The sequence below is a fragment of the Streptomyces sp. YS415 genome (genome assembly GCF_023544665.1).
GTDB lineage: Bacteria > Actinomycetota > Actinomycetes > Streptomycetales > Streptomycetaceae > Streptomyces.
The window spans coordinates 279012-301705 of the sequence record NZ_JAMJFL010000002.1; the positions used below are offsets into that span (position 1 = coordinate 279012).

The 22694-nt window shown below is 71.9% G+C and carries 23 protein-coding genes; 17 read left to right on the top strand and 6 right to left on the bottom strand.

Annotated features, from left to right (window positions below; genetic code table 11):
* Window positions 1-4 precede the first annotated feature (4 nt).
* From tsaB to M8H82_RS04345, 4 genes are read left to right on the top strand one after another with little or no spacing between them, the layout of a single operon-like run.
* Window positions 5-661, top strand: coding sequence for a tRNA (adenosine(37)-N6)-threonylcarbamoyltransferase complex dimerization subunit type 1 TsaB (tsaB, locus tag M8H82_RS04330; RefSeq protein ID WP_250071032.1), 657 nt, complete (start codon window positions 5-7; stop codon window positions 659-661).
* Window positions 662-678: 17 nt separating this feature from the next.
* Window positions 679-1176 (top strand): ribosomal protein S18-alanine N-acetyltransferase, encoded by a 498-nt coding sequence (rimI, locus tag M8H82_RS04335; RefSeq protein ID WP_250071141.1) that lies wholly within the window; start codon window positions 679-681, stop codon window positions 1174-1176.
* Window positions 1169-2254: a tRNA (adenosine(37)-N6)-threonylcarbamoyltransferase complex transferase subunit TsaD gene (gene tsaD / locus M8H82_RS04340; protein WP_250071033.1), complete on the top strand. Its 1086-nt coding sequence runs from the start codon at window positions 1169-1171 to the stop codon at window positions 2252-2254. Before rimI ends, tsaD begins: the two co-directional genes overlap by 8 nt.
* Window positions 2251-2508: a hypothetical protein gene (locus tag M8H82_RS04345; RefSeq protein WP_250071035.1), complete on the top strand. Its 258-nt coding sequence runs from the start codon at window positions 2251-2253 to the stop codon at window positions 2506-2508. Before tsaD ends, M8H82_RS04345 begins: the two co-directional genes overlap by 4 nt.
* A 36-nt stretch (window positions 2509-2544) precedes the next feature.
* Here the strand turns inward: M8H82_RS04345 and M8H82_RS04350 are convergent, their stop codons facing one another.
* Window positions 2545-4839: a glycoside hydrolase family 3 N-terminal domain-containing protein gene (locus M8H82_RS04350; protein WP_250071037.1), complete on the bottom strand. Its 2295-nt coding sequence runs from the start codon at window positions 4837-4839 to the stop codon at window positions 2545-2547.
* A gap of 120 nt (window positions 4840-4959) precedes the next feature.
* Here M8H82_RS04350 and M8H82_RS04355 point away from each other — a divergent pair, with 120 nt between their 5' ends.
* The 5 genes from M8H82_RS04355 to M8H82_RS04375 all read left to right on the top strand — a co-directional run bounded on the left by M8H82_RS04355 (window position 4960) and on the right by M8H82_RS04375 (window position 10330).
* Window positions 4960-6024, top strand: coding sequence for a LacI family DNA-binding transcriptional regulator (locus M8H82_RS04355; protein ID WP_250071039.1), 1065 nt, complete (start codon window positions 4960-4962; stop codon window positions 6022-6024).
* An 87-nt stretch (window positions 6025-6111) separates the two neighbouring features.
* A complete protein-coding gene (locus tag M8H82_RS04360) occupies window positions 6112-7464 on the top strand; it encodes an endo-1,4-beta-xylanase (RefSeq protein WP_250071040.1) in 1353 nt (450 codons plus the stop codon).
* 73 nt (window positions 7465-7537) lie between these two features.
* A complete protein-coding gene (locus M8H82_RS04365) occupies window positions 7538-8578 on the top strand; it encodes an LCP family protein (RefSeq protein WP_250071042.1) in 1041 nt (346 codons plus the stop codon).
* Window positions 8579-8675: 97 nt separating this feature from the next.
* Entirely contained in the window at window positions 8676-9032 is a 357-nt protein-coding gene (locus M8H82_RS04370) for a YciI family protein (protein WP_250071043.1), read from the top strand.
* Window positions 9033-9076: 44 nt separating this feature from the next.
* A complete protein-coding gene (locus M8H82_RS04375; RefSeq protein ID WP_250071045.1) occupies window positions 9077-10330 on the top strand; it encodes an RNA polymerase sigma factor in 1254 nt (417 codons plus the stop codon).
* On the opposite strand, the gene M8H82_RS04380 is transcribed toward M8H82_RS04375, so the two are convergent.
* Window positions 10318-11478, bottom strand: a complete 1161-nt coding sequence (locus M8H82_RS04380; RefSeq protein ID WP_250071047.1) for a methyltransferase domain-containing protein — start codon at window positions 11476-11478, stop codon at window positions 10318-10320. The genes M8H82_RS04375 and M8H82_RS04380 overlap by 13 nt on opposite strands.
* A 90-nt stretch (window positions 11479-11568) precedes the next feature.
* Here M8H82_RS04380 and M8H82_RS04385 point away from each other — a divergent pair, with 90 nt between their 5' ends.
* The 4 genes from M8H82_RS04385 (at window position 11569) to groL (ending at window position 15440) form a co-directional block, all read left to right on the top strand.
* Window positions 11569-12498, top strand: coding sequence for a polysaccharide deacetylase family protein (locus M8H82_RS04385; RefSeq protein WP_250071049.1), 930 nt, complete (start codon window positions 11569-11571; stop codon window positions 12496-12498).
* Window positions 12495-13190, top strand: coding sequence for a polysaccharide deacetylase family protein (locus M8H82_RS04390; protein WP_250071051.1), 696 nt, complete (start codon window positions 12495-12497; stop codon window positions 13188-13190). Before M8H82_RS04385 ends, M8H82_RS04390 begins: the two co-directional genes overlap by 4 nt.
* 194 nt (window positions 13191-13384) lie before the next feature.
* A complete protein-coding gene (gene groES, locus M8H82_RS04395) occupies window positions 13385-13693 on the top strand; it encodes a co-chaperone GroES (protein WP_028807844.1) in 309 nt (102 codons plus the stop codon).
* 118 nt (window positions 13694-13811) lie between these two features.
* Entirely contained in the window at window positions 13812-15440 is a 1629-nt protein-coding gene (gene groL / locus M8H82_RS04400; protein WP_250071053.1) for a chaperonin GroEL, read from the top strand.
* A 62-nt stretch (window positions 15441-15502) separates the two neighbouring features.
* On the opposite strand, the gene M8H82_RS04405 is transcribed toward groL, so the two are convergent.
* The 3 genes from M8H82_RS04405 to M8H82_RS04415 all read right to left on the bottom strand — a co-directional run bounded on the left by M8H82_RS04405 (window position 15503) and on the right by M8H82_RS04415 (window position 17810).
* Complete coding sequence (locus M8H82_RS04405; protein ID WP_250071055.1) at window positions 15503-16210, bottom strand: ester cyclase; 708 nt, start codon at window positions 16208-16210, stop codon at window positions 15503-15505.
* 69 nt (window positions 16211-16279) lie between these two features.
* Window positions 16280-17053, bottom strand: coding sequence for an SDR family oxidoreductase (locus M8H82_RS04410; protein ID WP_250071057.1), 774 nt, complete (start codon window positions 17051-17053; stop codon window positions 16280-16282).
* Between the two features lie 88 nt (window positions 17054-17141).
* Window positions 17142-17810: an MOSC domain-containing protein gene (locus M8H82_RS04415; RefSeq protein ID WP_250071058.1), complete on the bottom strand. Its 669-nt coding sequence runs from the start codon at window positions 17808-17810 to the stop codon at window positions 17142-17144.
* 80 nt (window positions 17811-17890) lie between these two features.
* Here M8H82_RS04415 and M8H82_RS04420 point away from each other — a divergent pair, with 80 nt between their 5' ends.
* Complete coding sequence (locus tag M8H82_RS04420; RefSeq protein ID WP_250071059.1) at window positions 17891-18826, top strand: LysR family transcriptional regulator; 936 nt, start codon at window positions 17891-17893, stop codon at window positions 18824-18826.
* A 41-nt stretch (window positions 18827-18867) separates the two neighbouring features.
* Here M8H82_RS04420 and M8H82_RS04425 read toward each other — a convergent pair whose 3' ends face one another.
* Complete coding sequence (locus M8H82_RS04425; RefSeq protein ID WP_250071060.1) at window positions 18868-19197, bottom strand: WhiB family transcriptional regulator; 330 nt, start codon at window positions 19195-19197, stop codon at window positions 18868-18870.
* Window positions 19198-19578: 381 nt separating this feature from the next.
* Here M8H82_RS04425 and M8H82_RS04430 point away from each other — a divergent pair, with 381 nt between their 5' ends.
* The 3 genes from M8H82_RS04430 to guaB all read left to right on the top strand — a co-directional run bounded on the left by M8H82_RS04430 (window position 19579) and on the right by guaB (window position 22691).
* The gene (locus M8H82_RS04430; RefSeq protein ID WP_003948568.1) at window positions 19579-20190 is read left to right on the top strand and encodes a response regulator transcription factor; all 612 of its coding nucleotides are present in this window, start codon (window positions 19579-19581) and stop codon (window positions 20188-20190) included.
* 258 nt (window positions 20191-20448) lie between these two features.
* Window positions 20449-21036: a sigma-70 family RNA polymerase sigma factor gene (locus M8H82_RS04435; protein WP_015658406.1), complete on the top strand. Its 588-nt coding sequence runs from the start codon at window positions 20449-20451 to the stop codon at window positions 21034-21036.
* Between the two features lie 149 nt (window positions 21037-21185).
* Complete coding sequence (guaB, locus tag M8H82_RS04440) at window positions 21186-22691, top strand: IMP dehydrogenase (RefSeq protein WP_250071061.1); 1506 nt, start codon at window positions 21186-21188, stop codon at window positions 22689-22691.
* Window positions 22692-22694: the final 3 nt, after the last annotated feature.

Here is a 22694-nt window from a genome sequence, read left to right on the forward strand (position 1 = left end):
TTGCGTGCTCTTGCTCGCTCTGGATACCGCCACCCCCGCCGTCACCGTCGCGCTGCACGACGGTACGGACGTCATCGCCTCGTCGAGCCAGGTGGACGCCCGCCGGCACGGCGAGCTGCTGCTGCCGGCCGTCGACCGCGTGCTCGCCGAGGCGGGGCTGAAGCTCGACGCCGTCACCGGCGTCGTCGTAGGGACCGGGCCCGGCCCGTACACCGGGCTGCGGGTCGGTCTGATGACCGCCGACACCTTCGGGCTCGCGCTCGGCGTCCCCGTGCACGGCGTGTGCACCCTCGACGGCCTCGCCCACGCCGCCGACATCGCCGAGGGCCCCTTCGTGGTGGCCACCGACGCCCGGCGCAAGGAGGTCTACTGGGCCATGTACGCCGACTCCCGCACCCGCCTGACCGACCCGGCGGTCGACCGGCCCGCCGAGATCGCCGAGCGGGTCGCGGGCCTGCCCGCGGTCGGCGCCGGCGCGCTGCTGTACCCCGAGACCTTCCCCCGCGCCCACGAGCCCGAGCACGTGTCGGCGGCGGCCCTCGCCGCGCTGGCCGCCGAGCGGCTGGCGGCGGGCGAGGAACTCCCCGCGCCCAGACCGCTCTACCTGCGCAGGCCCGACGCCCAGGTCCCCAAGAACTACAAGGTGGTCACCCCCAAGTGACAGCGGTGCTGCGCGAGATGCGCTGGTGGGACATCGATCCGGTGCTGCAGCTGGAGAAGGACCTCTTCCCCGAGGACGCCTGGTCCCGCGGGATGTTCTGGTCCGAGCTGGCCCACGCACGCGGTGCCGGGGCGACCCGGCGGTATCTCGTGGCCGTCGCGGGCGAGCGGATCGTCGGCTATGCCGGCCTCTCCGCCTCCGGCGACCTCGCCGACATCCAGACCATCGCCGTCGCCCGCGACCACTGGGGCACCGGCCTCGGCGGGCGGCTGCTGACCGAGCTGCTGCGGGCGGCCACCGCCTTCGACTGCGCCGAAGTGATGCTGGAGTGCCGGATCGACAACGTCCGCGCCCAGAAGCTCTACGAGCGCTACGGCTTCGAGGCCATCGGGTTCCGGCGCGGCTACTACCAGCCGGGCAATGTGGACGCCCTCGTGATGCGCCTGAACACCGACTCGACCGGCGGCTCCGCCGCGGGCCCCGCCTCAGAACAAGGAACAGAGATCCATGGCTGACGAACCCCTGGTCCTGGGCATCGAGACCTCCTGCGACGAGACCGGCGTCGGCATCGTGCGCGGGACGACCCTGCTGGCCGACGCCATCGCGTCCAGCGTCGACGAGCACGCCCGCTTCGGCGGAGTGGTCCCGGAGGTCGCCTCCAGGGCGCATCTGGAGGCGATGGTGCCGACCATCGACCGGGCGCTGAAGGAGGCGGGGATCACCGCCCGCGACCTGGACGGGATCGCCGTGACCGCCGGTCCGGGTCTCGCCGGTGCCCTGCTCGTCGGCGTCTCGGCGGCGAAGGCGTACGCCTACGCCCTCGGCAAGCCGCTCTACGGCGTGAACCACCTCGCCTCGCACATCTGCGTGGACCAGCTGGAGCACGGCCCGCTGCCCGAGCCGACGATGGCGTTGCTGGTGTCCGGCGGGCACTCCTCCCTGCTGCTGTCCGGTGACATCACCTCCGACGTCCGGCCGATGGGCGCCACCATCGACGACGCGGCCGGCGAGGCCTTCGACAAGATCGCCCGGGTGCTCAACCTGGGCTTCCCCGGCGGCCCCGTCATCGACCGGTACGCGCGCGAGGGCGACCCGAACTCCATCGCCTTCCCGCGCGGGCTGACCGGACCCCGCGATCCGGCGTACGACTTCTCCTTCTCCGGGCTGAAGACGGCCGTGGCCCGCTGGATCGAGGCCAAGCGGGCCGCGGGGGAGGAGGTGCCGGTACGGGACGTGGCGGCCTCCTTCCAGGAGGCGGTCGTGGACGTGCTGACCCGCAAGGCCGTGCGGGCCTGCAAGGACCAGGGCGTCGACCACCTGATGATCGGCGGCGGCGTCGCCGCCAACTCCCGGCTGCGGGCACTGGCCCAGGAGCGCTGCGAGGCGGCCGGGATCCGGCTGCGGGTGCCGCGCCCGAAGCTGTGCACGGACAACGGCGCCATGGTCGCCGCGCTCGGCGCGGAGATGGTCGCGCGGAACCGGCCGGCCTCCGGCTGGGACCTGTCCGCCGACTCCTCGCTGCCGGTGACCGACCCGCACGTACCGGCACACGACCATGTGCACGAGGTCGCCAAGGAGAACCTCTACTCGTGACGGTCGCGCTGATGTGGGAGGCGCGGGCGGCCGAGGGCCGGGGCGAGGAGCTGCTGGCCTGGGTCGCCCGGCAGCGGCTCGCCGAGCCGCCCCTGCGCCGGGAGACCTTCCGGGCCCCGGCGGACCGGGTGCTCGTCATCACCTGGTGGGACGGCGACTACGACGCCGTCGTGCCGGAACTGCCCGAGCCGGACGGCGAGCTGGTCACCCGGGCAGTGCACCGGTGGCGGTTCGAGTCGGTGGACCAGGGCTGACCGGCAGGCGCCGGGGCCTGCCGGCTGCGATCAGGCTCAGGACACCACCGTCTCGCACACCAGCCGCCGGTCCGGGCCGAGCGTCCGCGGCGGGCCGGTGAGGGTCAGGCGGGCGGTGTGCCGGATCTCCGCGCTGGACGTGCCCAGCCGCAGTTCCAGCAGCCCGGGTTCGACCACCCTCTCGTGCGAGCGGTCCGTGAAGGCCGACAGGTCCGCGTGGAAGCGGAAGGTCACCTGCCGGGCCTCGCCGGGGTCCAGCTCCAGCCGCTGGTAGCCGATCAGCCGGACGTCCGGACGGGTCACCGAGGCCACCGGGTCGTGCAGGTACAGCTGCACGACCTCCGCGCCCGCCCGGTCACCGGTGTTGCGGACGGTCACGCTCATCTCGTACGAGCCGTCCGTGCCGATCTCCGTGTCCGCCGCGTCGGACTCCCAGGCGAAGCGGGTGTACGAGCGTCCGTGGCCGAAGGCGTACAGCGGGGTCGGGTCCAGGTTGCTTACCTCGCCCGCGAGGCCCAGCGGCGGCTGGAGATACGTCCACGGCTGTCCGCCCGGCGCCCGGGGGACGCTCACCGGGAGGCGTCCGGAGGGGTTCACCCGGCCCGAGAGCACTCCGGCGACCGCCGGGCCGCCCTCCTCGCCGGGGAAGAAGGCCTGGACGACCGCGCCCAGGCGGCCGTGCCAGCGGCCGAGCGCGTAGGGGCGGCCGGTGAGCAGGACGAGCACCACCGGGACGCCCGTCGCCACCAGCGCGTCCAGCAACCCGCCCTGCACCCCCGGCAGCCGCAGGTCGCTCACGTCGCAGCCCTCGCCGGAGGTACCGCGGCCGAACAGGCCCGCCCGGTCGCCCAGCACGGCGAGGCACACATCCGCCTCGGACGCCCGCGCGACCGCCTCCTCGAAGCCCGCGGGGTCCGGGTCGGAGACCCCGCAGCCCTCGGCGAACGTCACCTTCGCGTCCGGGAGTTCGGTGCGCAGCGCCTCCAGGACGGACGGGATGTCGATGCCCATCGGGACGTCCGGGTGGTGGGTGAGGACGTGGGACGGGAAGGAGTAGCAGCCCAGCATCGCCAGGGCGTCCGCGGCGCGGGGCCCCACGACCGCGATCCGGGTGTCCGGGGCCAGCGGCAGCAGCCCGTCCGGGTTGTCCAGCAGCACCACCGACTCCTCGGCCAGCCGCCGGGCCAGGGCGCGGTTGGCGGTGGAGTCGAGGTCGATGCGCTCGGCCGGTTCGGGGTCCCAGCCCTCGTCCAGCAGGCCCAGTTCGCACTTCTGGAGCAGGACGCGGCGGGCCGCCAGGTCCACCAGCTCCTCGGGGATCTCGCCCGCGCGGACGGCGTCCAGGAGCGGTGTGCCGTAGCACTTCAGGCTCGGCAGCTCCACGTCGATCCCGGCGCGCAGGGCCGCGTGCGCCGCCTCGGCGTCGGTGCCCGCCACGCGGTGCAGGGACTGCAGGAAGCCGATGCCGAAGTAGTCGGCGACGACCGTCCCGGTGAACCCCCACTGATCGCGGAGCAGTTCGGTGAGCAGACCGGGGTCCGCCGAGGCGGGGACGCCGTCGGTCTCGGTGTACGCGGCCATCACACTGCGCGCCCCGCCCTCGCGCAGCGCCATCTCGAACGGCGGCAGCGTCACGTCGGCGAACTCGCGCACCCCCGCCCGCACGGGCGCGAGATTGCGGGCGCCCACCGAGGAGGCGTACCCGGCGAAGTGCTTGAGCGTGGCGATCACCCCGGCGGACTCCAGGCCCCGCACATAGGCGGCGCCGATGGTGCCGGTCAGATACGGGTCCTCGCCGATCGTCTCCTCGACCCGTCCCCAGCGCGGGTCGCGGACGACGTCCAGGACGGGCGCCAGGCCCTGGTGGACGCCGACCGAGCGCAGGTCCTCGCCGATCCGGCGGGCCATTTCCTCGACCAGCGGGGCGTCGAAGCTCGCCCCCCAGGCCAGCGGCACCGGATAGGCGGTGGCCCGCCAGGTGGTGAACCCGGCCAGGCACTCCTCGTGGGCGACGGCGGGGATGCCGAAGCGTCCGGCGTCCGCGATCCGGCGCTGGGCGCGGGCCAGCGCCTGTGCGCCGAGCACCGGGTCCACGGGGGCGGTGCCGAAGGAGCGGGTGAGCTGGCCGAGGCCGTGGGTGATCAGCTCGTCCCAGTCGTACTCGGCCGTCATCTCGCGTTGCAGCGGGGCGACTCCGTCGCCGTCCGTGGCGGCGCCCACCCACACGCCGTAGAGCTGGGCGGTCTTCTCCTGCAGAGTCATCCGGGAGAGCAGGTCGTCGACGCGGGCGGAGGCGGGCAGGGCGGGGTCGCGCCAGGGGGCGGTCGTCATGGAACTCCTGTCGGGCGGATGCCTCTCACGAATGTTTCGTTGTTCACCTCGAATGTTCCGGGAACCTAGGGGCGGTGGGAAGGGTTCGTCAAGAGGGGGCGCAGGGATACGATCGCCGCCATGACACCCTCCGAGCCCGCTGAAACCCGGACGACAACCCGCGCGTCAGGTCGCCCCGCGCAGACCGCGACGCTCGCCGAGATCGCCCGGGAGGCCGGCGTCTCGGCGCCGACTGTTTCGAAGGTCCTCAACGGCAGAGCCGATGTCGCCCCCGCCACCCGCAGCCGGGTCGAGGAACTGCTGCGCGCCCACGGCTACCGGCGCCGGCGCGCCGAGGCCAGCCGCTCGCCCCTGATCGACCTGGTCTTCCACGAGCTGGAGAGCGCGTGGGCGATGGAGGTCATCCGGGGAGTGGAGAACGTCGCCCGGGACGCCGGGCTGAGCGTGGTGCTCAGCGAGAGCGCGGGACGGCTCACGCCCGGGCGGACCTGGGCCGACCAGGTCGCCGCCCGGCGTCCGCACGGGGTGATCCTGGTGCTGTCCGGCCTCGACGAGTCCCAGCGCGCGCTGCTCATGAGCCGCTCCATCCCGTTCGTGGTGATGGACCCGGCCGGCGACCCGGGCGCCGACGTGCCGTCCATCGGCGCCACCAACTGGCAGGGCGGCCTCGCCGCCACCCGGCATCTGGTCGAGCTCGGGCACACCCGGATCGGCGCCATCACCGGCCCCTCGCGGATGATGTGCAGCCGCGCCCGGATCGACGGCTACCGGGCCGCCCTGGAGACGGCCGGGCTGCCGGTCGACCCGGCGCTGATCCGGCCCGGCGACTTCCACCACGAGACCGGCTACCGCGAGGGCCTGAAGCTGCTGCGCGACCCGGACCGGCCGACCGCGGTCTTCGCCGGCAACGACCTCCAGGCGCTCGGCCTGTACGAGGCCGCGCGCGAACTGGGGCTGCGCATCCCGGAGGACCTGAGTGTGGTGGGCTTCGACGATCTGCCCATCGCGCGCTGGGTCGGGCCGCCGCTGACGACCGTACGGCAGCCGCTGACCGAGATGGCCGAGGCGGCGGCCCGGCTGGTGCTGGACCTGGCCAAGGAGGACGGCGATCCGGCGGCGACCCGGGTGGAGCTGGCCACGAGCCTGGTGGTGCGCAGCAGTACGGGAGCGCCGCCCGCCGTTTAGCGGGGACGTATTGACGGGTGTGCCGTCCGCCTCCACACTGCCCGAAGCCAGTCGGTTGTACGACCGAAACTTTCGGAGGCACCCGCAATGAGATCTCTGAGAACGGGCTCCACCCTGGCTTCACTCCTCACGGGCGTCGCGATGCTCGGCGGCCTGCTGCTCGCGGCACCCCCCGCGCACGCCGCCGACGAGCCGCTGCGCGACCTCGCCGCCGCCAAGGGCAAGGTCATCGGCACCGCGGTCACCGGCTCCAAACTCACCGGCACCTACGGCGAGATCGCGGCCCGCGAGTTCAACGCGCTCACCCCCGGCAACGCCATGAAGTGGGAGTCGGTCGAGCCCGCGCGCGGCAGCTTCAACTGGGCCGAGGCCGACCGGATCGTCGAGTTCGCCGAGGCAGGCGGCCAGGAGGTGCGCGGCCACACCCTGGTCTGGCACAGCCAGAACCCGGGCTGGCTGACCAACGGCACCTGGACGGCCGCCCAGTTGCGGCAGCTCATGACCGACCACATCGCCACCGAGGTGGGCCGCTACAAGGGGCGGCTCGCCACCTGGGACGTGGTCAACGAGCCGTTCAACGAGGACGGCACCTACCGGCAGACGCTCTGGTACAACGGCCTCGGCGCCGACTACATCGCCGAGGCGCTGACCGCGGCCCGCGCGGCCGACCCGGGCGCCAAGCTGTACATCAACGACTACAACGTCGAGGGCGTCAACGCGAAGTCCACCGCCCTGTACAACCTGGTCAAGTCGCTGAAGGAGCGCGGCGTACCGATCGACGGCGTCGGACTCCAGGCCCACCTCATCCTCGGCCAGGTGCCGTCCACGCTCCAGCAGAACATCCAGCGCTTCGCCGACCTCGGCGTCGACGTGGCCATCACCGAGCTGGACATCCGGATCAACCTGCCCGCGGACAGCGCCGAGCTCGCCCAGCAGGCCGCCGAGTACAAGCAGGTGGTCAGCGCCTGTGTGGCCGTGGCCCGCTGCGTCGGCGTCACCGTCTGGGGCTTCACCGACTCCGACTCCTGGATCCCGGACACCTTCCCCGGGCAGGGCGCCGCGACCCCGTACGACGAGAACTTCGCGCCGAAACCGGCGTACCACGCCATCGCGGAGGCCCTCGGCGGTACGACGACACCGCCGACGGACGCCTGTACGGCCACGTACAGCGTCGTCCACCAGTGGAACTCCGGGTTCACCGGGCAGGTGCGGATCGCCTGCGACGGGGCCTCCCTGTCGTCCTGGAAGGCGACCTGGGCCTACGGCGCCGGGCAGCGGATCGGGCAGGCCTGGAACGCGACCTGCACCCAGTCGGGCTCCGCGGTCAGCTGCTCCAACGCCCCCTACAACGGGACCGTGCCGGACGGGGGTTCGGTGACCTTCGGGTTCAACGCGACCTGGAGCGGGAGCAATCCGGTGCCGGTGGTGACCCTGGGCTGAGAAGTCTGAGAATTTCCCAAGAAAATGGTCCCCGGGGCGCTCGTTGTAATAATTCGGACTTACGTTCCTGTCCGTGACGGGAGACGAGGCGAACGGGGACGAGGGCCGAAGAGCGGGCCGGCGGTCGAACGTGCTCAAGGCCGCCGGCCTCGCCCTCGCGGGCGTCGCGGTGCTGGCCGCCGCCGCTGCGGGGTGGGCGTACTGGCAGCTCAACGACAACATCCACAGCGTCGACATCAACAGCGCGCTCGGCGACGGCCGGCCGGCGAAGGCGACCCCCTCGGCCACGGCCGCGGAGGAGCTGCCGACCGGGGCGCTGAACATCCTGGTGCTCGGCTCCGACTCGCGCAGCGGCGCGCGGAACCAGGCGCTCGGCGGCGGCGACAGCACCGGCGCCCGCTCCGACACCGCGATGGTGGTCCACCTCGACGCGGGACGCTCCGCGGCGACCGTGGTGAGCATCCCCCGGGACACCCTCGTCACCCGGCCCGCCTGCCCGCTGGAGGACGGCGGATCCACCGCGGTCGCCACCGGCACGATGTTCAACAACGCCTACGCGGTGGGCGGGCCGGTGTGCGCGGTCAAGACGGTCGAGTCGATGACGGACGTCCGCATGGACCACTACCTCGAGATCGACTTCGCGGGGTTCGCGCAGCTGGTGGACGCGCTCGGCGGGGTCACGGTCACCACCGAGGAGGACATCGACGACGAGGACAGCCACCTCACCCTGGAGGCGGGCACCCACCATCTCGACGGCGAGCAGGCCCTGGCCCTGGCCCGCACCCGGCACGGCATCGGCGACGGCAGCGACCTGGGGCGGATCGTCCTGCAGCAGCAGCTGGTGAAGGCGCTGCTGGGGCAGATCTCCGCGACCGAGCTGCTCACCGACCCCGCGAAGCTCTACCGGGTCGCCGACGCGGTCACCGGCAGCCTCACCACCGACACCGGACTGGACTCGCTGACCGAGCTGACCCGCCTCGGCCGGAGCCTGGAGGCGCTCTCGGCGGACGCGGTGCGGACGGTGACCCTGCCCGTCGTACCGGCACCCCAGGACTCCAACCGGGTGGTGGCGCGGGAGCCGGAGGCGGGCGAGCTGTGGGAATCGCTGCGCTGAAAAGTTTTTTCGGGGCGGGTGTCGATCCGGGCGGTCGTCGCTCGACGCAGGGGTGAGAGGCCGGGAAGGACCCGGCCGTCCGCCACGAGGAGCCACCATGCCCCGCTACCTGTCGCTCGTGCAGATCGACGAGAAGAGAGCCCCCGCCGAGGGCCCCAGCGCCGAGCTGATGCAGCGCATGGGGGAGCTGATCGAGGAGATGACGAAGGCCGGCGTGCTGCTCGACACGGCCGGTCTGACGCCGACCGCCCAGGGCGTGCGGGTGCACTACGAGGGCGGCCGGACGTCCGTCACGGACGGGCCCTTCACCGAGGCCAAGGAGGTCGTCGGCGGGTACGCCCTGATGCAGTGCAAGGACCGGGCCGAGGCGATCGAGTGGGCGACCCGCTTCCTGAAGGTCCACGAGTCCCACTGGACGGTCACCTGCGAGGTCCGCGAGATCGCCGAGGGCTAGAGCTGTTTGGTGCGCGCCCCGCGGGAGGTGTTGCATGGTGGGCTGTGACTTCACAGCCCGCCGTGGACCCCCGCGGTGCCGTCGAGACCGTCTTCCGGATCGAGTCCCCGAGGATCGTCGCCGCCGTCGCCCGTGTCGTCCGGGACGTCGGACTCGCCGAGGAGCTCGCGCAGGACGCCCTGGTCGCCGCGCTGGAGCAGTGGCCGCGGGACGGGGTGCCCCACAACCCGGGCGCCTGGCTCATGACCGCCGCCCGCCGCCGCGCGGTCGACCTGGTCCGGCGCCGCGAGAACTACGCCGGCAAGCTCGCCGAGATCGGTCGCACGCTGGACGGCACGGTCCCGCCCGAGGAGCCCTCGGGGCCGGACGACATCGACGACGACCTGCTCCGGCTGGTGTTCACCACCTGCCATCCGGTGCTGTCGACCGAGGCCCGCATCGCCCTCACGCTGCGGCTGCTCGGCGGTCTGACCACCGCCGAGATCGCCCGCGCCTTCCTGGTCCCCGAACCGACGGTCGCCCAGCGCATCGTCCGCGCCAAGCGCACCCTCGCCACGAGGAACGTCGCCTTCGAAGTCCCCTACGGCGCCGACCGCGAGGCCCGTCTCGGCTCCGTACTGGAGGTCATCTACCTGATCTTCAACGAGGGGTACGCCGCCACCGAGGGCGCCGACCTGCTGCGCCCGTCGCTGTGCGAGGACGCCCTGCGTCTGGCCCGCGTGCTCTCCGCGCTGATGCCGAAGGAGCCCGAAGTCCACGGCCTCACCGCCCTGCTGGAGTTCCAGGCGTCCCGCACCGCCGCCCGCACCGGACCGGACGGCACGCCGGTCCTTCTCAAGGACCAGAACCGCCGCCGCTGGAACCGCATGCTGATCGCCCGCGGCATCCGGGCCCTGGCCCGCGCGGACGCCGCCGGCAGCCCCGGCCCCTACACCCTCCAGGCCGCCATCGCCGCCTGCCACGCCCACGCGTACAGCTACGAGGAGACCGACTGGAGGAGCATCGCCACCCTCTACGCCCTGCTCGCCGCCCGAGCCCCCTCCCCGGTCGTCGAACTGAACCGGGCCGTGGCGGTGTCGATGGCCGAGGGCCCGGCCCGGGCCCTGGAGATCGTCGACGCCCTCGCCGCCGAACCGGCCCTGCGCGACTACCACTTGCTGCCGAGCGTCCGCGGCGACCTGCTGCACCGCCTCGGCCGTACGGCGGAGGCGGGCGCGGAGTTCGCCCGGGCGGCCGCCCTGACCCGCAACGAGCGGGAACGGGAGCTGCTGCTGCGCCGGGCGGCTCAGAGCGGGTGACCGATCAGCATGGTGGGCGCGCCCTGCACCCGGGTGAGGAACACCGTCGCCGCGTTCGGCCCCTGCGGCTTGACCTTCCTGCGCAGCTCCTCCGGCTCGACGGCGGACCCCCGCTTCTTGACGGTGAGGACGCCGACCTCGCGCTGCCGTAGCAGGGCCTTCAGCTTCTTGACGTTGAAGGGGAGCCGGTCGGTGATCTCGTAGGGCGTCGCGAAGGGCGTCGGGTGCAGCTCGTCGGCGGTGATGTACGCGATGGTCGCGTCGATGAGCCCGCCGCCCACCGCCGCGGCGGCCTCGGCGACCAGATGGGACCGGATGACGGCGCCGTCGGGCTCGTACAGATACCGCCCGACGGGCCGGACGGCGGGGTCGGGCAGGCCCCGGCCGAGGAGGGTGCGCGGACCGGGGAGCAGGGTCGCGCGCACGGCGCCCGGCGCGGTGCCGAACCACAGCACCGCCTCCTTCACGTCCCCGCCGTCCGAGATCCACTCGGCCTCGGCGCCGTCCGGGACGGCCTCGTGCGGGATGCCGGGCGCGACCTTCAGGGCGGCGTGCGGGGCCGTGCCGGCCGCCCGGACGGCCCAGGACAGGGGAGGCGAGTAGGCCTCGGGATCGAAGATGCGGCCCCGGCCGCCGCGCCGCGCCGGATCGACGAACACGGCGTCGTACCCGGCCGTGCCGACCTCCGTGACGTCCGCCTCGCGCACCTCGATCAGGTCGGCGAGCCCGAGCGCCTCGGCGTTGGCGCGGGCGACGGCGGCCGTCAGGGGGTCCCGGTCCACCGCCAGCACCCGGATCCCGGCCCGGGCCAGCGCGATCGCGTCCCCGCCGATCCCGCAGCACAGGTCCGCGACGGAGGCGACGCCCAGGTCCCTCAGGCGCCCGGCCCGGTACGCCGCCACACTCGCCCGTGTCGACTGCTCGACCCCGTTCGGCGTGAAGAACATCCGCCCCGCGTCCTCGGCGCCGAACTTGGCCTCCGCCCGCTGCCGCAGCCGCGCCTGGCCGAGCGCCGCCGACACCAGGTCGGCGGGGTGGTCCCGGCGCAGCCGGGTGGCGACCGCGAGTTCGTCGGCGGGGGCGGTGCCGCGCACCGCGTCGAGGAGGGCGCGGCCCTCGGGGGTGAGGAGGGGAGCGAGGTCGTTCACCGGGTCATTGTGGGCCAGTCGGTGGACGGTGCGCCCGCGGCGGCGGTGTCGGCCGGTCGTCGCGGGGGGTGCCTGGGAGGATCCGGCTCCATGCGAGTAGTAGGACAAAATGATAAAAAACGGTCCGCTCGAAGGGCCCGGCTCCGCGGCGCAATCGCCGTGCTCGCCGTCGCCGCCATCGCCTCCGGCTGCGCCCAGGGCACCGAGGCGACGACCAGCCCCGCCCCCGGCCAGCAGCCCCTCCTGGCGCCGCCCGCCCGGGCCCTGGACTCCTACGCCACCAAGCTGCGCGCCACCGCCGCCGCCCGGGCCGCCGCCACGAAGCGCTGGGGCCTGGCCAAGGTCCCGCTGACACCCCCAGCCCCGCCCGCGAAGAAGCCCCGGATCACCACCCGCAAGGGCTTCGAGGTCGACGGGCACACCGAACGCAACCTCCCGCCGGTCTTCACCACGGTCCCCACCGAGCAGAAGGTCGTCTTCCTCACCATCGACGACGGCGCCGAGAAGGACCCGGCGTTCCTGCGGATGATGACCGAGCTGAGGATCCCGTACACCGCCTTCCTCAGCGACTACCTGGTCAAGGAGGACTACGCCTACTTCAAGCGGATGGGCGACCAAGGGACCGGGCTGCACAACCACACCCTGAACCACCCCTTCATGCCCGGCCTGTCCTACGCCCGCCAGAAGCGCGAGATCTGCGGCATGCAGGACGTGATCGAGAAGCGGTACGGCACCCGGCCCGTCCTCTTCCGGCCGCCCTTCGGCAGCTACAACGCCGACACCCTGCGCGCCGCCAAGGCCTGCGGCATCACGCACGCGCCCCTGTGGAACGAGGAGGTGTTCGTCGACCGCTGGGAGTACCGCGAGTGGGACCGGGACATCCACCCCGGCGACATCGTGCTCAGCCACTTCCGGGGCCGGGAGCACTGGAAGGGCACCATGCCCGACATGATCCGCCGGTTCCTCGACAGGATCACCGCCGAGGGGTACGCGGTGGCCCGTCTCGAGGACTACCTGTGAGGCCCCGGGGCCCGCTCGCCGGGGCGGTGGCGGCCGTCCTCCTGACGGGCTGCGCCCAGGCCGCGGGCCCCTCGGACCGGCCGCTCCCGGGGGCGCCCGGAGCCGCCCGCCCGCCGGTCGTGCAGCACGTCGCCACCGACGACAGGGTCGTCTTCCTCACCTACGACGACGGCGCCGAACAGGACCCCCGCTTCGTCGGCCTGGTCCGCGAGCGGCGGCTCCCCGTCGCCATGTTCCTCACGGACAGCGTGGTCGGCCCGGGCTACGGCCACTTCGCGCGGCTGCAGTCGGTGGGCGCGTCGATCCAGAACCACACCCTCGACCACCGGGCCCTGCGCGGCCTGCCGTACGCCGGCCAGCGCGCCGAGATCTGCGGCCAGCAGGACAAGCTCCGCGCCCGCTTCGGCATCCGCCCCCGCCTGTTCCGGCCCCCGCACGGCACGTACGACGCGACCACGCTCCGCGCGGCGGCCGACTGCGGGATCTCGGCGATGGTGCTGTGGCGGGCGGCGATGGGCGGCGACGGCCGGCTGGCCTACACCGGGGGCCCGCACCACCTGCGCCCCGGCGACATCGTCTCGCTGCCCTCGGACGACCCGACGGGCGTGCCGCTGGTGGAGCGGACCCGGCGGCTGCTCGGGGAGATCCGGGAGCGGGGACTGCGGGTCGGCAGGCTCGAGGACTACCTCTGACGCGCCGCGCCGAGCCGTCGGCATTAGCAGTCCGCTTGACCGAGTGCTAACCGCGGTCATAGTCTCGGCTCTGGCACTCCCCACTGGAGAGTGCCAACTACGCGACGGGCAGGTCCGGCACCCGCGACGACGGATCCACCTGGTCGCCACCTCAGACAGTCAACCCCGTGATCTCCGAAGGGGGAGGTCGGATCGTGACGACCACCAGCTCCAAGGTTGCCATCAAGCCGCTCGAGGACCGCATTGTGGTCCAGCCGCTCGACGCCGAGCAGACCACCGCCTCTGGCCTGGTCATCCCGGACACCGCCAAGGAGAAGCCCCAGGAGGGCGTCGTCCTGGCCGTGGGTCCGGGCCGCTTCGAGAACGGCGAGCGCCTGCCGCTCGACGTCCAGACCGGCGACATCGTGCTGTACAGCAAGTACGGCGGCACCGAGGTGAAGTACAACGGCGAGGAGTACCTCGTCCTCTCGGCTCGCGACGTGCTCGCGATCATCGAGAAGTAACCACAACCTCAAAGTTTTTCGAGCTGCGCCCCTGGCCCCCGCGACCACATAAGAAGCCGGGCGCCCGGGGCGCAGTTTCTTTTTGAGAACCCACCGATCCGAGAGGGCTCACGCTGTCATGGCGAAGATCCTGAAGTTCGACGAGGACGCCCGTCGCGCCCTCGAGCGCGGCGTCAACAAGCTTGCCGACACGGTCAAGGTGACGATCGGCCCCAAGGGCCGCAACGTCGTCATCGACAAGAAGTTCGGCGCCCCCACCATCACCAACGACGGCGTCACCATCGCCCGCGAGGTCGAGCTCGACGACCCGTACGAGAACCTCGGCGCCCAGCTGGTGAAGGAGGTGGCGACCAAGACCAACGACATCGCGGGTGACGGTACGACCACCGCCACCGTGCTGGCCCAGGCGCTCGTCCGCGAGGGCCTGAAGAACGTCGCCGCGGGTGCCTCCCCGGCGCTGCTGAAGAAGGGCATCGACGCGGCCGTCGCCGCCGTGTCCGAGGAGCTCCTCGCCACCGCGCGCCCGATCGACGAGAAGTCCGACATCGCGGCCGTCGCCGGTCTGTCCGCCCAGGACAGCCAGGTCGGCGAGCTCATCGCCGAGGCGATGGACAAGGTCGGCAAGGACGGTGTCATCACCGTCGAGGAGTCCAACACCTTCGGTCTGGAGCTGGACTTCACCGAGGGCATGGCCTTCGACAAGGGCTACCTGTCGCCGTACTTCGTGACGGACCAGGAGCGCATGGAGGCCGTCCTCGAGGACCCCTACATCCTCATCAACCAGGGCAAGATCTCCTCCATCCAGGACCTGCTGCCGCTGCTGGAGAAGGTCATCCAGTCGGGTGCCTCCAAGCCGCTGCTGATCATCGCCGAGGACGTCGAGGGCGAGGCCCTGTCGACCCTGGTCGTGAACAAGATCCGCGGCACCTTCAACGCGGTCGCGGTCAAGGCCCCCGGCTTCGGTGACCGCCGCAAGGCGATGCTGCAGGACCTCGCGGTGCTCACCGGCGCCACGGTCATCTCCGAGGAGGTCGGCCTCAAGCTCGACCAGGCCGACCTGGACGTGCTGGGCTCCGCCCGCCGCGTGACCGTCACCAAGGACGACACGACGGTCGTCGACGGTGCCGGCAACACCGAGGACGTCGCGGGCCGCGTCAACCAGATCAAGGCCGAGATCGAGAACACGGACTCCGACTGGGACCGCGAGAAGCTCCAGGAGCGCCTCGCGAAGCTGGCCGGCGGCGTGTGCGTGATCAAGGTCGGCGCCGCCACCGAGGTGGAGCTGAAGGAGAAGAAGCACCGTCTGGAGGACGCCATCTCCGCGACCCGCGCCGCGGTCGAGGAGGGCATCGTCTCCGGTGGTGGCTCCGCTCTGGTGCACGCCGCCAAGGTGCTCGAGGGCGGCCTGGGCAAGACCGGCGACGAGGCCACCGGTGTCGCCGTGGTCCGCCGCGCGGTCGTCGAGCCGCTGCGCTGGATCGCCGAGAACGCCGGCCTGGAGGGTTACGTCATCACCTCCAAGGTCGCCGAGCTCGACAAGGGCCAGGGCTTCAACGCCGCCACCGGCGAGTACGGCGACCTGGTCAAGGCCGGCGTCATCGACCCGGTCAAGGTCACCCGCTCCGCCCTGGAGAACGCCGCCTCCATCGCCTCCCTCCTCCTCACGACCGAGACCCTGGTCGTCGAGAAGAAGGAAGAGGAGGAGCCGGCCGCCGGTCACGGCCACAGCCACGGCCACTCCCACTGACGCACGTCAGCACTGAGGCCCGGCACCCCCGCTTCCGCGGGGGTGCCGGGCCTTCGCGTTGTCTACTGCTCCAGCTCGTCCAGCGCGCCAAGCTGCTCCATCAGGCCCAGCCGGTCGTACTGCCACCAGCCCTCGGCGATCTTCCCGTCCGGGGTGCACCGGTGAATGGTGCACCCGGTCATGGACACCTGCCTGCCGGTCGCCTCGATGCCCATGAACTCGCCCTTGTGCCGGCCGTCGAACCTCCAGCGGGTGCACACCAGGTCGCCCTGGGCCAGCTGGTCCTCGATCGTGAACGTGATGTCGAAGCCGTCGCGCCACATCCGCACCTCGCGCCGCATGGCATCGATGCCGATGTTGTCCTGCGGATTGGCGGGATCGTGGTCGTGATAGTCCTCGATGAGCACGTCGTTGAGGGTGGGAGCCTCGTCCTTCGCGGCTATCTCCTCGAAGAACCGCCGCACGGTCGCCTCGGCCGGCTGATCGTCGCGCACGACGTCCAGATCGGTGAAGGTCGGCGTCTCGTCGCAGAGGGCGACCATGTCCCGGAAGATCCGGTCGGTCTCGGGGAGATTCGAGTTCCGCATGGCCTCCTCGTACGACGGGAACTCCACGATCTCGATGAAGTGCGACGCGTCGGACCGGTCCTTGCCGATCACGTTGTGCGTCGCGGTCCGCTTCCCCTTGGTCTGCTCGACCCACGTGTCCATCAGCCGGTTCATCTCGTCGAACCGGCTCGTCCTGCAGTCGATGAGCTGTACGAACGTCATGGCGTCGCCTCCGTCCCCCGAAGGTCCGGTCGAACAGCTCCATTGTCTCCGCCCGGCCGGACGCGCGCCCTACTGCGGCCCGTACTTGCGCCCCGTCCTGGAGCTGAGCCCGCCGAGCATCCCGCGCGGCACCACCTTGGTGACGCCCATCAGCACCTTGTACCGGGGGTCCGGGATCGACACCGTCTTGCCCCGGGCCAGATCGTCCAGGGCGGAGGCGACCAGCTTGTCGGCGTCCAGCCACATCCAGCCGGGGATGTTGTCCGTGCCCATCCCGGCCCGCTCATGGAACTCGGTGCGCACGAAGCCGGGGCACAGCGCCATCAGCCGCACGCCGCTGCCCGCCAGGTCGCGGGCCGCGCCCTGGGTGAACTGCACGACCCACGCCTTGGAGGCGCCGTAGGTCCCGCGCGGCACGAAGGCGGCGACCGAGGCGACGTTGACGACCCCGCCCCGGCCCCGCTCGCGCATCGCCTCGGCCGCCGCGGACGTCAGCCGCAGCACCGCCTCGCAGTGCACCTTGAGCATCCTCAGCTCGTCGGCCATGGAGACGTCGAGATAGCGGCCCTTGTTGCCGAAACCGGCGTTGTTGATCAGCAGGTCGACGGGGTTCCTGCGGTCGGCGAGCCGGGCGGCCACCGCCTCGATGCCCTCGTCCGCCGCCAGGTCCGCGGTCAGGACCTCCGCCTCGATGCCGTGTCGGTCGTGCAGCTCGGTCGCCTGCTCGCGCAGCCGCTTGGTGTCCCGTGCGACGAGGACGAGGTTGTGTCCGTCGGCGGCCAGCCGCCGTGCGAAGGCGGCGCCGATGCCCGCGGTCGATCCCGTGATGAGAGCCGTTGTCATGACGCAAGATTAGTGACCCGGACCGAACGGATCCGCTCTGCGCCCGGCACCTTCCCAGGACCTTCTCACCTCGCCGCCGGACGGTCCGTCAGAGTCCGTACTGCGACACGTACTTGCGTGCCGCGGCCAGCGACTCCGGGTGCAGCGCCTCGCCCGCCGGCAGCAGCCGCGGCAGCAGCTCCCGCTGCGTGGTGACCGCCCGGAACTGCAGCGCCACCGTCACCTCGTGGTCCGGCCGGTGCAGAATCTCGATCGCGTCGCCCGCCCGCACCTCACCCGGCTCGATCACCCGCAGATACGCCCCCGGCGCCCCCTTCGCCGTGAACCGCTTCACCCACCGCTGCTCACCCAGGTGGCCCTGGAAGGTACGGCACGGAATCCGCCCGCAGGTCACCTCGAGCACCAGCTCCGGTCCGACGCGCCAGCGCTCGCCGATCAGGGCGCCGGACACGTCCACGCCGCTCGTCGTGAAGTTCTCGCCGAAGGCGCCGCTCGCCAGCGTGCGCCCCAGTTCGCGCTCCCAGTCGTCCAGGTCCTCCCGCGCCACCGCGTACACGGCCTGGTCGTCCCCGCCGTGATGCCGGGTGTCGCATATGTCGTCCCCGGCCAGCCCGCTGCCGCCGGTCCCCTTCGCCCCCGGCGCGGCCACCCGCACCGGCGCGTCGGTCGGACGCTTGTCGATCGCGGTCACGCCCTCGGGGTGGTCCGTGTAGGGCACGGCCGTCCGGCGGCCCAGATTCACAGAGAGAAGCTTCATGGCAGCACGGTAGGCGAGAGGGGGTCAAAGCTTCACCGCATTAAAGAGCACCCCATCAAAGCCTCCCTTATCCTTGTGGGGTGATCGAGGCCCGACATCTGCGCGTGCTGCGCGCCGTCGCCACCACCGGCTCCTTCTCCGCGGCGGGGCGCGAACTGGGCTGCACCCAGCCCGCCGTCAGCCAGCAGATGAAGGCGCTGGAGGCGTCCGTCGGCACCCCCCTGCTGATCCGCAGCGGCCGCGAGATGCGGCTGACCCAGGCGGGCGAAGCCCTGGTCAGGCACGCGGCCGGCATCCTCGCCGGGCTCACCGCCGCCGAGGAGGAGGTCGCCGCCATCGCGGGCCTGCGCGCCGGGCGGGTGCGGCTGGTCTCCTTCCCCAGCGGCAGCTCCACCCTCGTCCCCACCGCCCTCGCCGCCCTGCGCGCCGCCCACCCCGGCACCCGGGTCTCCCTGGAGGAGGCCGAGCCGCCGCGGTCCGTGGAACTGCTCCGCGAGGGCGACTGCGACCTGGCGCTCGCCTTCCGTTACGAGGGCGCGGCCCAGGAAGGCGAATGGGACGACCTCGTCGTCCGGCCCCTGCTGACCGACCGCCTGGTCGCCCTGGTCCCGGAGCGGCACCGGCTCGCGCGCGCGGAGTCGGTGGCGATCGGCGACCTCGCCGCCGAGCCGTGGATCGCCGGATGCCCGCGCTGCCGCGGCCAGTTGGTCGAGGTGTGCGAGGGCGCCGGGTTCACCCCGCGCATCGACTTCGCCACCGACGACTATCCGGCGGTGGTCGGCCTGGTCGGCGCGGGCCTGGGCGTGGCGGTCCTGCCCCAGCTCGCCGTGGAGTCGGTACGCCCGCGCGGGGCCCGCACGGTGACGCTGGAACCGGCGGTACGACGGGAGATCGTCGCCCTCACCCTGCCCGACCTCGCCCAGGTGCCGGCGGTGACGGCGACGCTGGAGCAGCTGGCACGGGCGGCGAGCGGTCAAGTGCGGGACGCGCACAGCGAGTCGGGGCGCACGAAGTAAGGGCACGCCTGCGCGTGCCCCAGCTGTGAAGAAACGTTACTTCAATTGTTCGAGGCGGTGTGGCCGCCGCCGGCCGACGCCGACACCAGCCGGTGGCGCGCCCGCCCCATGAGTTCCTCGCGCTCGTCCTCGGTCAGGCCGCCCCAGACGCCGTACGGTTCGCGCACCGCCAGCGCGTGCGCCGCGCACTGGGCGCGGACGGGGCATCTCATGCAGACCTCTTTGGCCGAGTTCTCACGAGCACTCCGGGCCGCGCCGCGTTCGCCCTCCGGATGAAAAAAGAGCGAACTGTCGACCCCGCGGCAGGCAGCCAGGAGTTGCCAGTCCCACAGGTCCGCGTTCGGTCCGGGAAGGCGGGAGAAATCTGCCATTGCGTGACCCCTTGTAGCCGTTTCGGGCGGATACGGTGTCTACGACCGTACATCTACTATCTAAGGAGATGAAAATATGACTCATTGCGAATCTAGCCTCAGACACCAGTAAATGGGAAGAAAAAGGGCTGAATGGGGCACGGCTTGTGATGAAAGCTTGAGGGTCTGCCGTGCATGTCTGCACCGTGTCCGGGCCCTCACGTAGAGTGCCGAAGACGGCGCACGGCCCCGTAACTCTTTCGAGTGACCGTCGTTGAGAGTGCGGAGGCGGTTGAAACAACAAGCGCTCGGGCAGGCGTCCGAGACGGTCGACCGCACAGGTGACGATTTCGTACCAGCCTGGAGGCTCAAGGTGACGTGCATCAGCTGCGGAGGGCGGCCATGACATCCGTCCTCGTCTGCGACGACTCCCCGCTTGCCCGAGAGGCGCTCCGCCGCGCGGTCGCGACCGTGCCCGGTGTGGAGCGTGTGACGACGGCGGCCAACGGCGAGGAAGTCCTCCGCCGCTGGGGCGCCGACCGCTCGGACCTGATTCTGATGGACGTGCGCATGCCCGGTCTGGGCGGCGTCGAGACCGTGCGGCGGCTGCTGTCCGCCGACCCCGGCGCGCGCATCATCATGCTCACCGTCGCGGAGGACCTGGACGGCGTGGCCCTCGCGGTCGCCGCCGGTGCCCGCGGTTACCTGCACAAGGACGCCTCGCGCGCCGAACTGCGGGCGACGGTCACGCAGGCCCTCGCCGACCCGACCTGGCGGCTGGCCCCGCGGCGGCTGCGGTCCGCCGAGATGGGGGCGGCTCCCACGCTCACTGCGCGTGAGATCCAGGTGCTGGAGGGCATGAGCCACGGTCGGTCCAACGCGGAGATCGGTCGTGAGCTCTTCCTCTCCGAGGACACCGTCAAGACGCACGCCCGGCGACTGTTCAAGAAGCTCGGTGCCTCGGACCGGGCGCATGCGGTGGCGCTCGGGTTCCGGTGGGGCCTGGTTCGCTGAGAGCTCGGTCGCACCACCGCCGCCTTCGTGCAGGTCGGCCGCGGCTGGTCGCGCGGTTCCCCGCGCCCTTTTGGGGCGCGGGTGCTCGTTTCGTCGCGGATGCCGCATCCTTGAGTTGTGGAGTCTCTCGGGGACAAGTCGGTCGAGCGGAAGGGGAGGGCGCAGGAGATGAGTTCCGGCGCACCTGCTCATAACGCTTCGGTGCACAACATGGGACGCGGTGCCACGGACCGTGGCACCGCAGGGCACCATGGACCGATGCGCGACGACGAGGCGGCCACTGCCGCAGGGGCGATCGGTGCACTCGTCCATCGCGCCGTCGACGGGGACGAGCAGGCCACGCATGACCTGCTCGCCCATGTCCACCCCCTCGCCCTGCGCTACTGCCGCACCCGGCTGTCCCGGCTGCCCGGCGACGCCCGGCACTTCGTGGAGGACCTCGCGCAGGAGGTCTGCGTGGCCGTCCTGCTCGCCCTGCCGCGCTACCGGGACACCGGCCGCCCCTTCGAGGCGTTCGTCTTCGCCATCGCCGCGCACAAGGTTGCCGACCTGCAGCGGGCGGCCATGCGCCACCCCGGTTCGACGGCCGTCCCCTCCGACGAGATGCCGGAACGCCCCGACGACTCGCTCGGCCCCGAGGAGCGCGCCCTGCTCAGCAGTGACGCCGAATGGGCCAAGAAACTCCTGGCCAACCTGCCCGAGAACCAGCGGGAGCTGTTGCTGCTGCGGATCGCGGTGGGGCTCACGGCCGAGGAGACCGGTCAGATGTTGGGAATGTCACCCGGCGCCGTCCGGGTGGCGCAGCACAGGGCGCTGAGCCGGCTGCGGGCGCTGGCCGAGCAGTAGGCCTTCGGCGGCCCTTCGTTGAACAGGCGGTGCGCCGTTTCCGTACGAACATACGAAGCCCGGTGCGGTCCGGAACCGTGGAATGAGACGGCCCTCCTTCCCGTTAGCATGGACATCCGCACCGATCAAGGCCATTTGGGGAAGGTGTCATGACTGCCAACGTCGACGGAGTGCCCGGTAAATTCGCGACACTCGGGCTGACCTACGACGACGTGCTGCTGCTGCCGGGTGCATCGGAAGTGCTCCCCAACGCGGTCGACACCTCGTCCCGCATCTCCCGCAACGTCCGGGTCAACATCCCGCTGCTGTCCGCCGCCATGGACAAGGTCACCGAGTCGCGCATGGCGATCGCGATGGCCCGCCAGGGCGGCGTCGGCGTCCTGCACCGCAACCTGTCCATCGAGGACCAGGTCAACCAGGTCGACCTGGTGAAGCGGTCCGAGTCGGGCATGGTCACCGACCCGATCACGGTGCACCCGGACGCCACGCTCGGCGAGGCCGACGCGCTGTGCGCCAAGTTCCGCATCAGCGGCGTGCCCGTCACCGACGGCAACGGCAAGCTGCTCGGCATCGTCACCAACCGCGACATGGCCTTCGAGAGCGACCGCACCCGTCAGGTGCGCGAGGTCATGACGCCCATGCCCCTGGTGACCGGCAAGGTCGGCATCTCCGGCCCCGACGCCATGGAGCTGCTGCGCCGCCACAAGATCGAGAAGCTGCCGCTGGTCGACGACGCGGGCGTCCTCAAGGGCCTGATCACGGTCAAGGACTTCGTCAAGGCCGAGCAGTACCCCCACGCGGCCAAGGACGCGGAGGGCCGGCTGATCGTCGGCGCCGCCGTGGGCGCCAGCCCCGAGGCCCTGGAGCGCGCCCAGGCGCTCGCCGCGGCCGGTGTGGACTTCCTGGTCGTCGACACCTCGCACGGCCACAACAGCAACGCCCTCAGCTGGATGGCGAAGATCAAGTCGAGCGTGAACGTCGACGTGATCGGCGGCAACGTCGCCACCCGTGACGGCGCCCAGGCGCTGATCGACGCCGGTGTCGACGGCATCAAGGTCGGTGTCGGCCCCGGCTCCATCTGCACCACCCGCGTGGTCGCCGGCATCGGCGTCCCGCAGGTCACCGCCATCTACGAGGCGTCCCTGGCGGCCCGCCCGGCCGGCATCCCGCTGATCGGCGACGGCGGTCTGCAGTACTCCGGCGACATCGGCAAGGCGCTGGCCGCCGGTGCCGACACCGTGATGCTGGGCAGCCTCCTCGCGGGCTGCGAGGAGTCTCCGGGCGAGTTGCAGTTCATCAACGGCAAGCAGTTCAAGTCGTACCGCGGCATGGGTTCGCTCGGCGCGATGCAGTCCCGCGGCCAGGGCCGGTCGTACTCGAAGGACCGCTACTTCCAGGCCGAGGTCGCCTCCGACGACAAGCTCGTGCCCGAGGGCATCGAGGGCCAGGTGCCCTACCGCGGCCCGCTGGGCAACGTGCTGCACCAGCTCGTCGGCGGTCTGCGCCAGACCATGGGCTACGTGGGCGCGGCCACCATCGAGGAGATGGAGTCCAAGGGCCGCTTCGTCCGGATCACGTCGGCGGGGCTCAAGGAGAGCCACCCGCACGACATCCAGATGACGGTCGAGGCGCCGAACTACAGCCGCAACAAGTAGTCG

Excerpts from the sequence above, each read along its gene's own strand:
- groL (WP_250071053.1), top strand. The coding sequence starts at position 13,812 with ATGGCGAAGATCCTGAAGTTCGACGAGGACGCCCGTCGCGCCCTCGAG.
- guaB (WP_250071061.1), top strand. The coding sequence starts at position 21,186 with ATGACTGCCAACGTCGACGGAGTGCCCGGTAAATTCGCGACACTCGGG.
- M8H82_RS04350 (WP_250071037.1), bottom strand. The coding sequence starts at position 4,839 with ATGACGACCGCCCCCTGGCGCGACCCCGCCCTGCCCGCCTCCGCCCGC.
- M8H82_RS04385 (WP_250071049.1), top strand. The coding sequence starts at position 11,569 with ATGCGAGTAGTAGGACAAAATGATAAAAAACGGTCCGCTCGAAGGGCC.
- M8H82_RS04370 (WP_250071043.1), top strand. The coding sequence starts at position 8,676 with ATGCCCCGCTACCTGTCGCTCGTGCAGATCGACGAGAAGAGAGCCCCC.
- M8H82_RS04360 (WP_250071040.1), top strand. The coding sequence starts at position 6,112 with ATGAGATCTCTGAGAACGGGCTCCACCCTGGCTTCACTCCTCACGGGC.
- M8H82_RS04425 (WP_250071060.1), bottom strand. The coding sequence starts at position 19,197 with ATGGCAGATTTCTCCCGCCTTCCCGGACCGAACGCGGACCTGTGGGAC.
- M8H82_RS04415 (WP_250071058.1), bottom strand. The coding sequence starts at position 17,810 with ATGAAGCTTCTCTCTGTGAATCTGGGCCGCCGGACGGCCGTGCCCTAC.
- M8H82_RS04430 (WP_003948568.1), top strand. The coding sequence starts at position 19,579 with ATGACATCCGTCCTCGTCTGCGACGACTCCCCGCTTGCCCGAGAGGCG.
- M8H82_RS04405 (WP_250071055.1), bottom strand. The coding sequence starts at position 16,210 with ATGACGTTCGTACAGCTCATCGACTGCAGGACGAGCCGGTTCGACGAG.
- M8H82_RS04435 (WP_015658406.1), top strand. The coding sequence starts at position 20,449 with ATGCGCGACGACGAGGCGGCCACTGCCGCAGGGGCGATCGGTGCACTC.
- M8H82_RS04410 (WP_250071057.1), bottom strand. The coding sequence starts at position 17,053 with ATGACAACGGCTCTCATCACGGGATCGACCGCGGGCATCGGCGCCGCC.
- rimI (WP_250071141.1), top strand. The coding sequence starts at position 679 with ATGCGCTGGTGGGACATCGATCCGGTGCTGCAGCTGGAGAAGGACCTC.
- M8H82_RS04355 (WP_250071039.1), top strand. The coding sequence starts at position 4,960 with ATGACACCCTCCGAGCCCGCTGAAACCCGGACGACAACCCGCGCGTCA.
- tsaD (WP_250071033.1), top strand. The coding sequence starts at position 1,169 with ATGGCTGACGAACCCCTGGTCCTGGGCATCGAGACCTCCTGCGACGAG.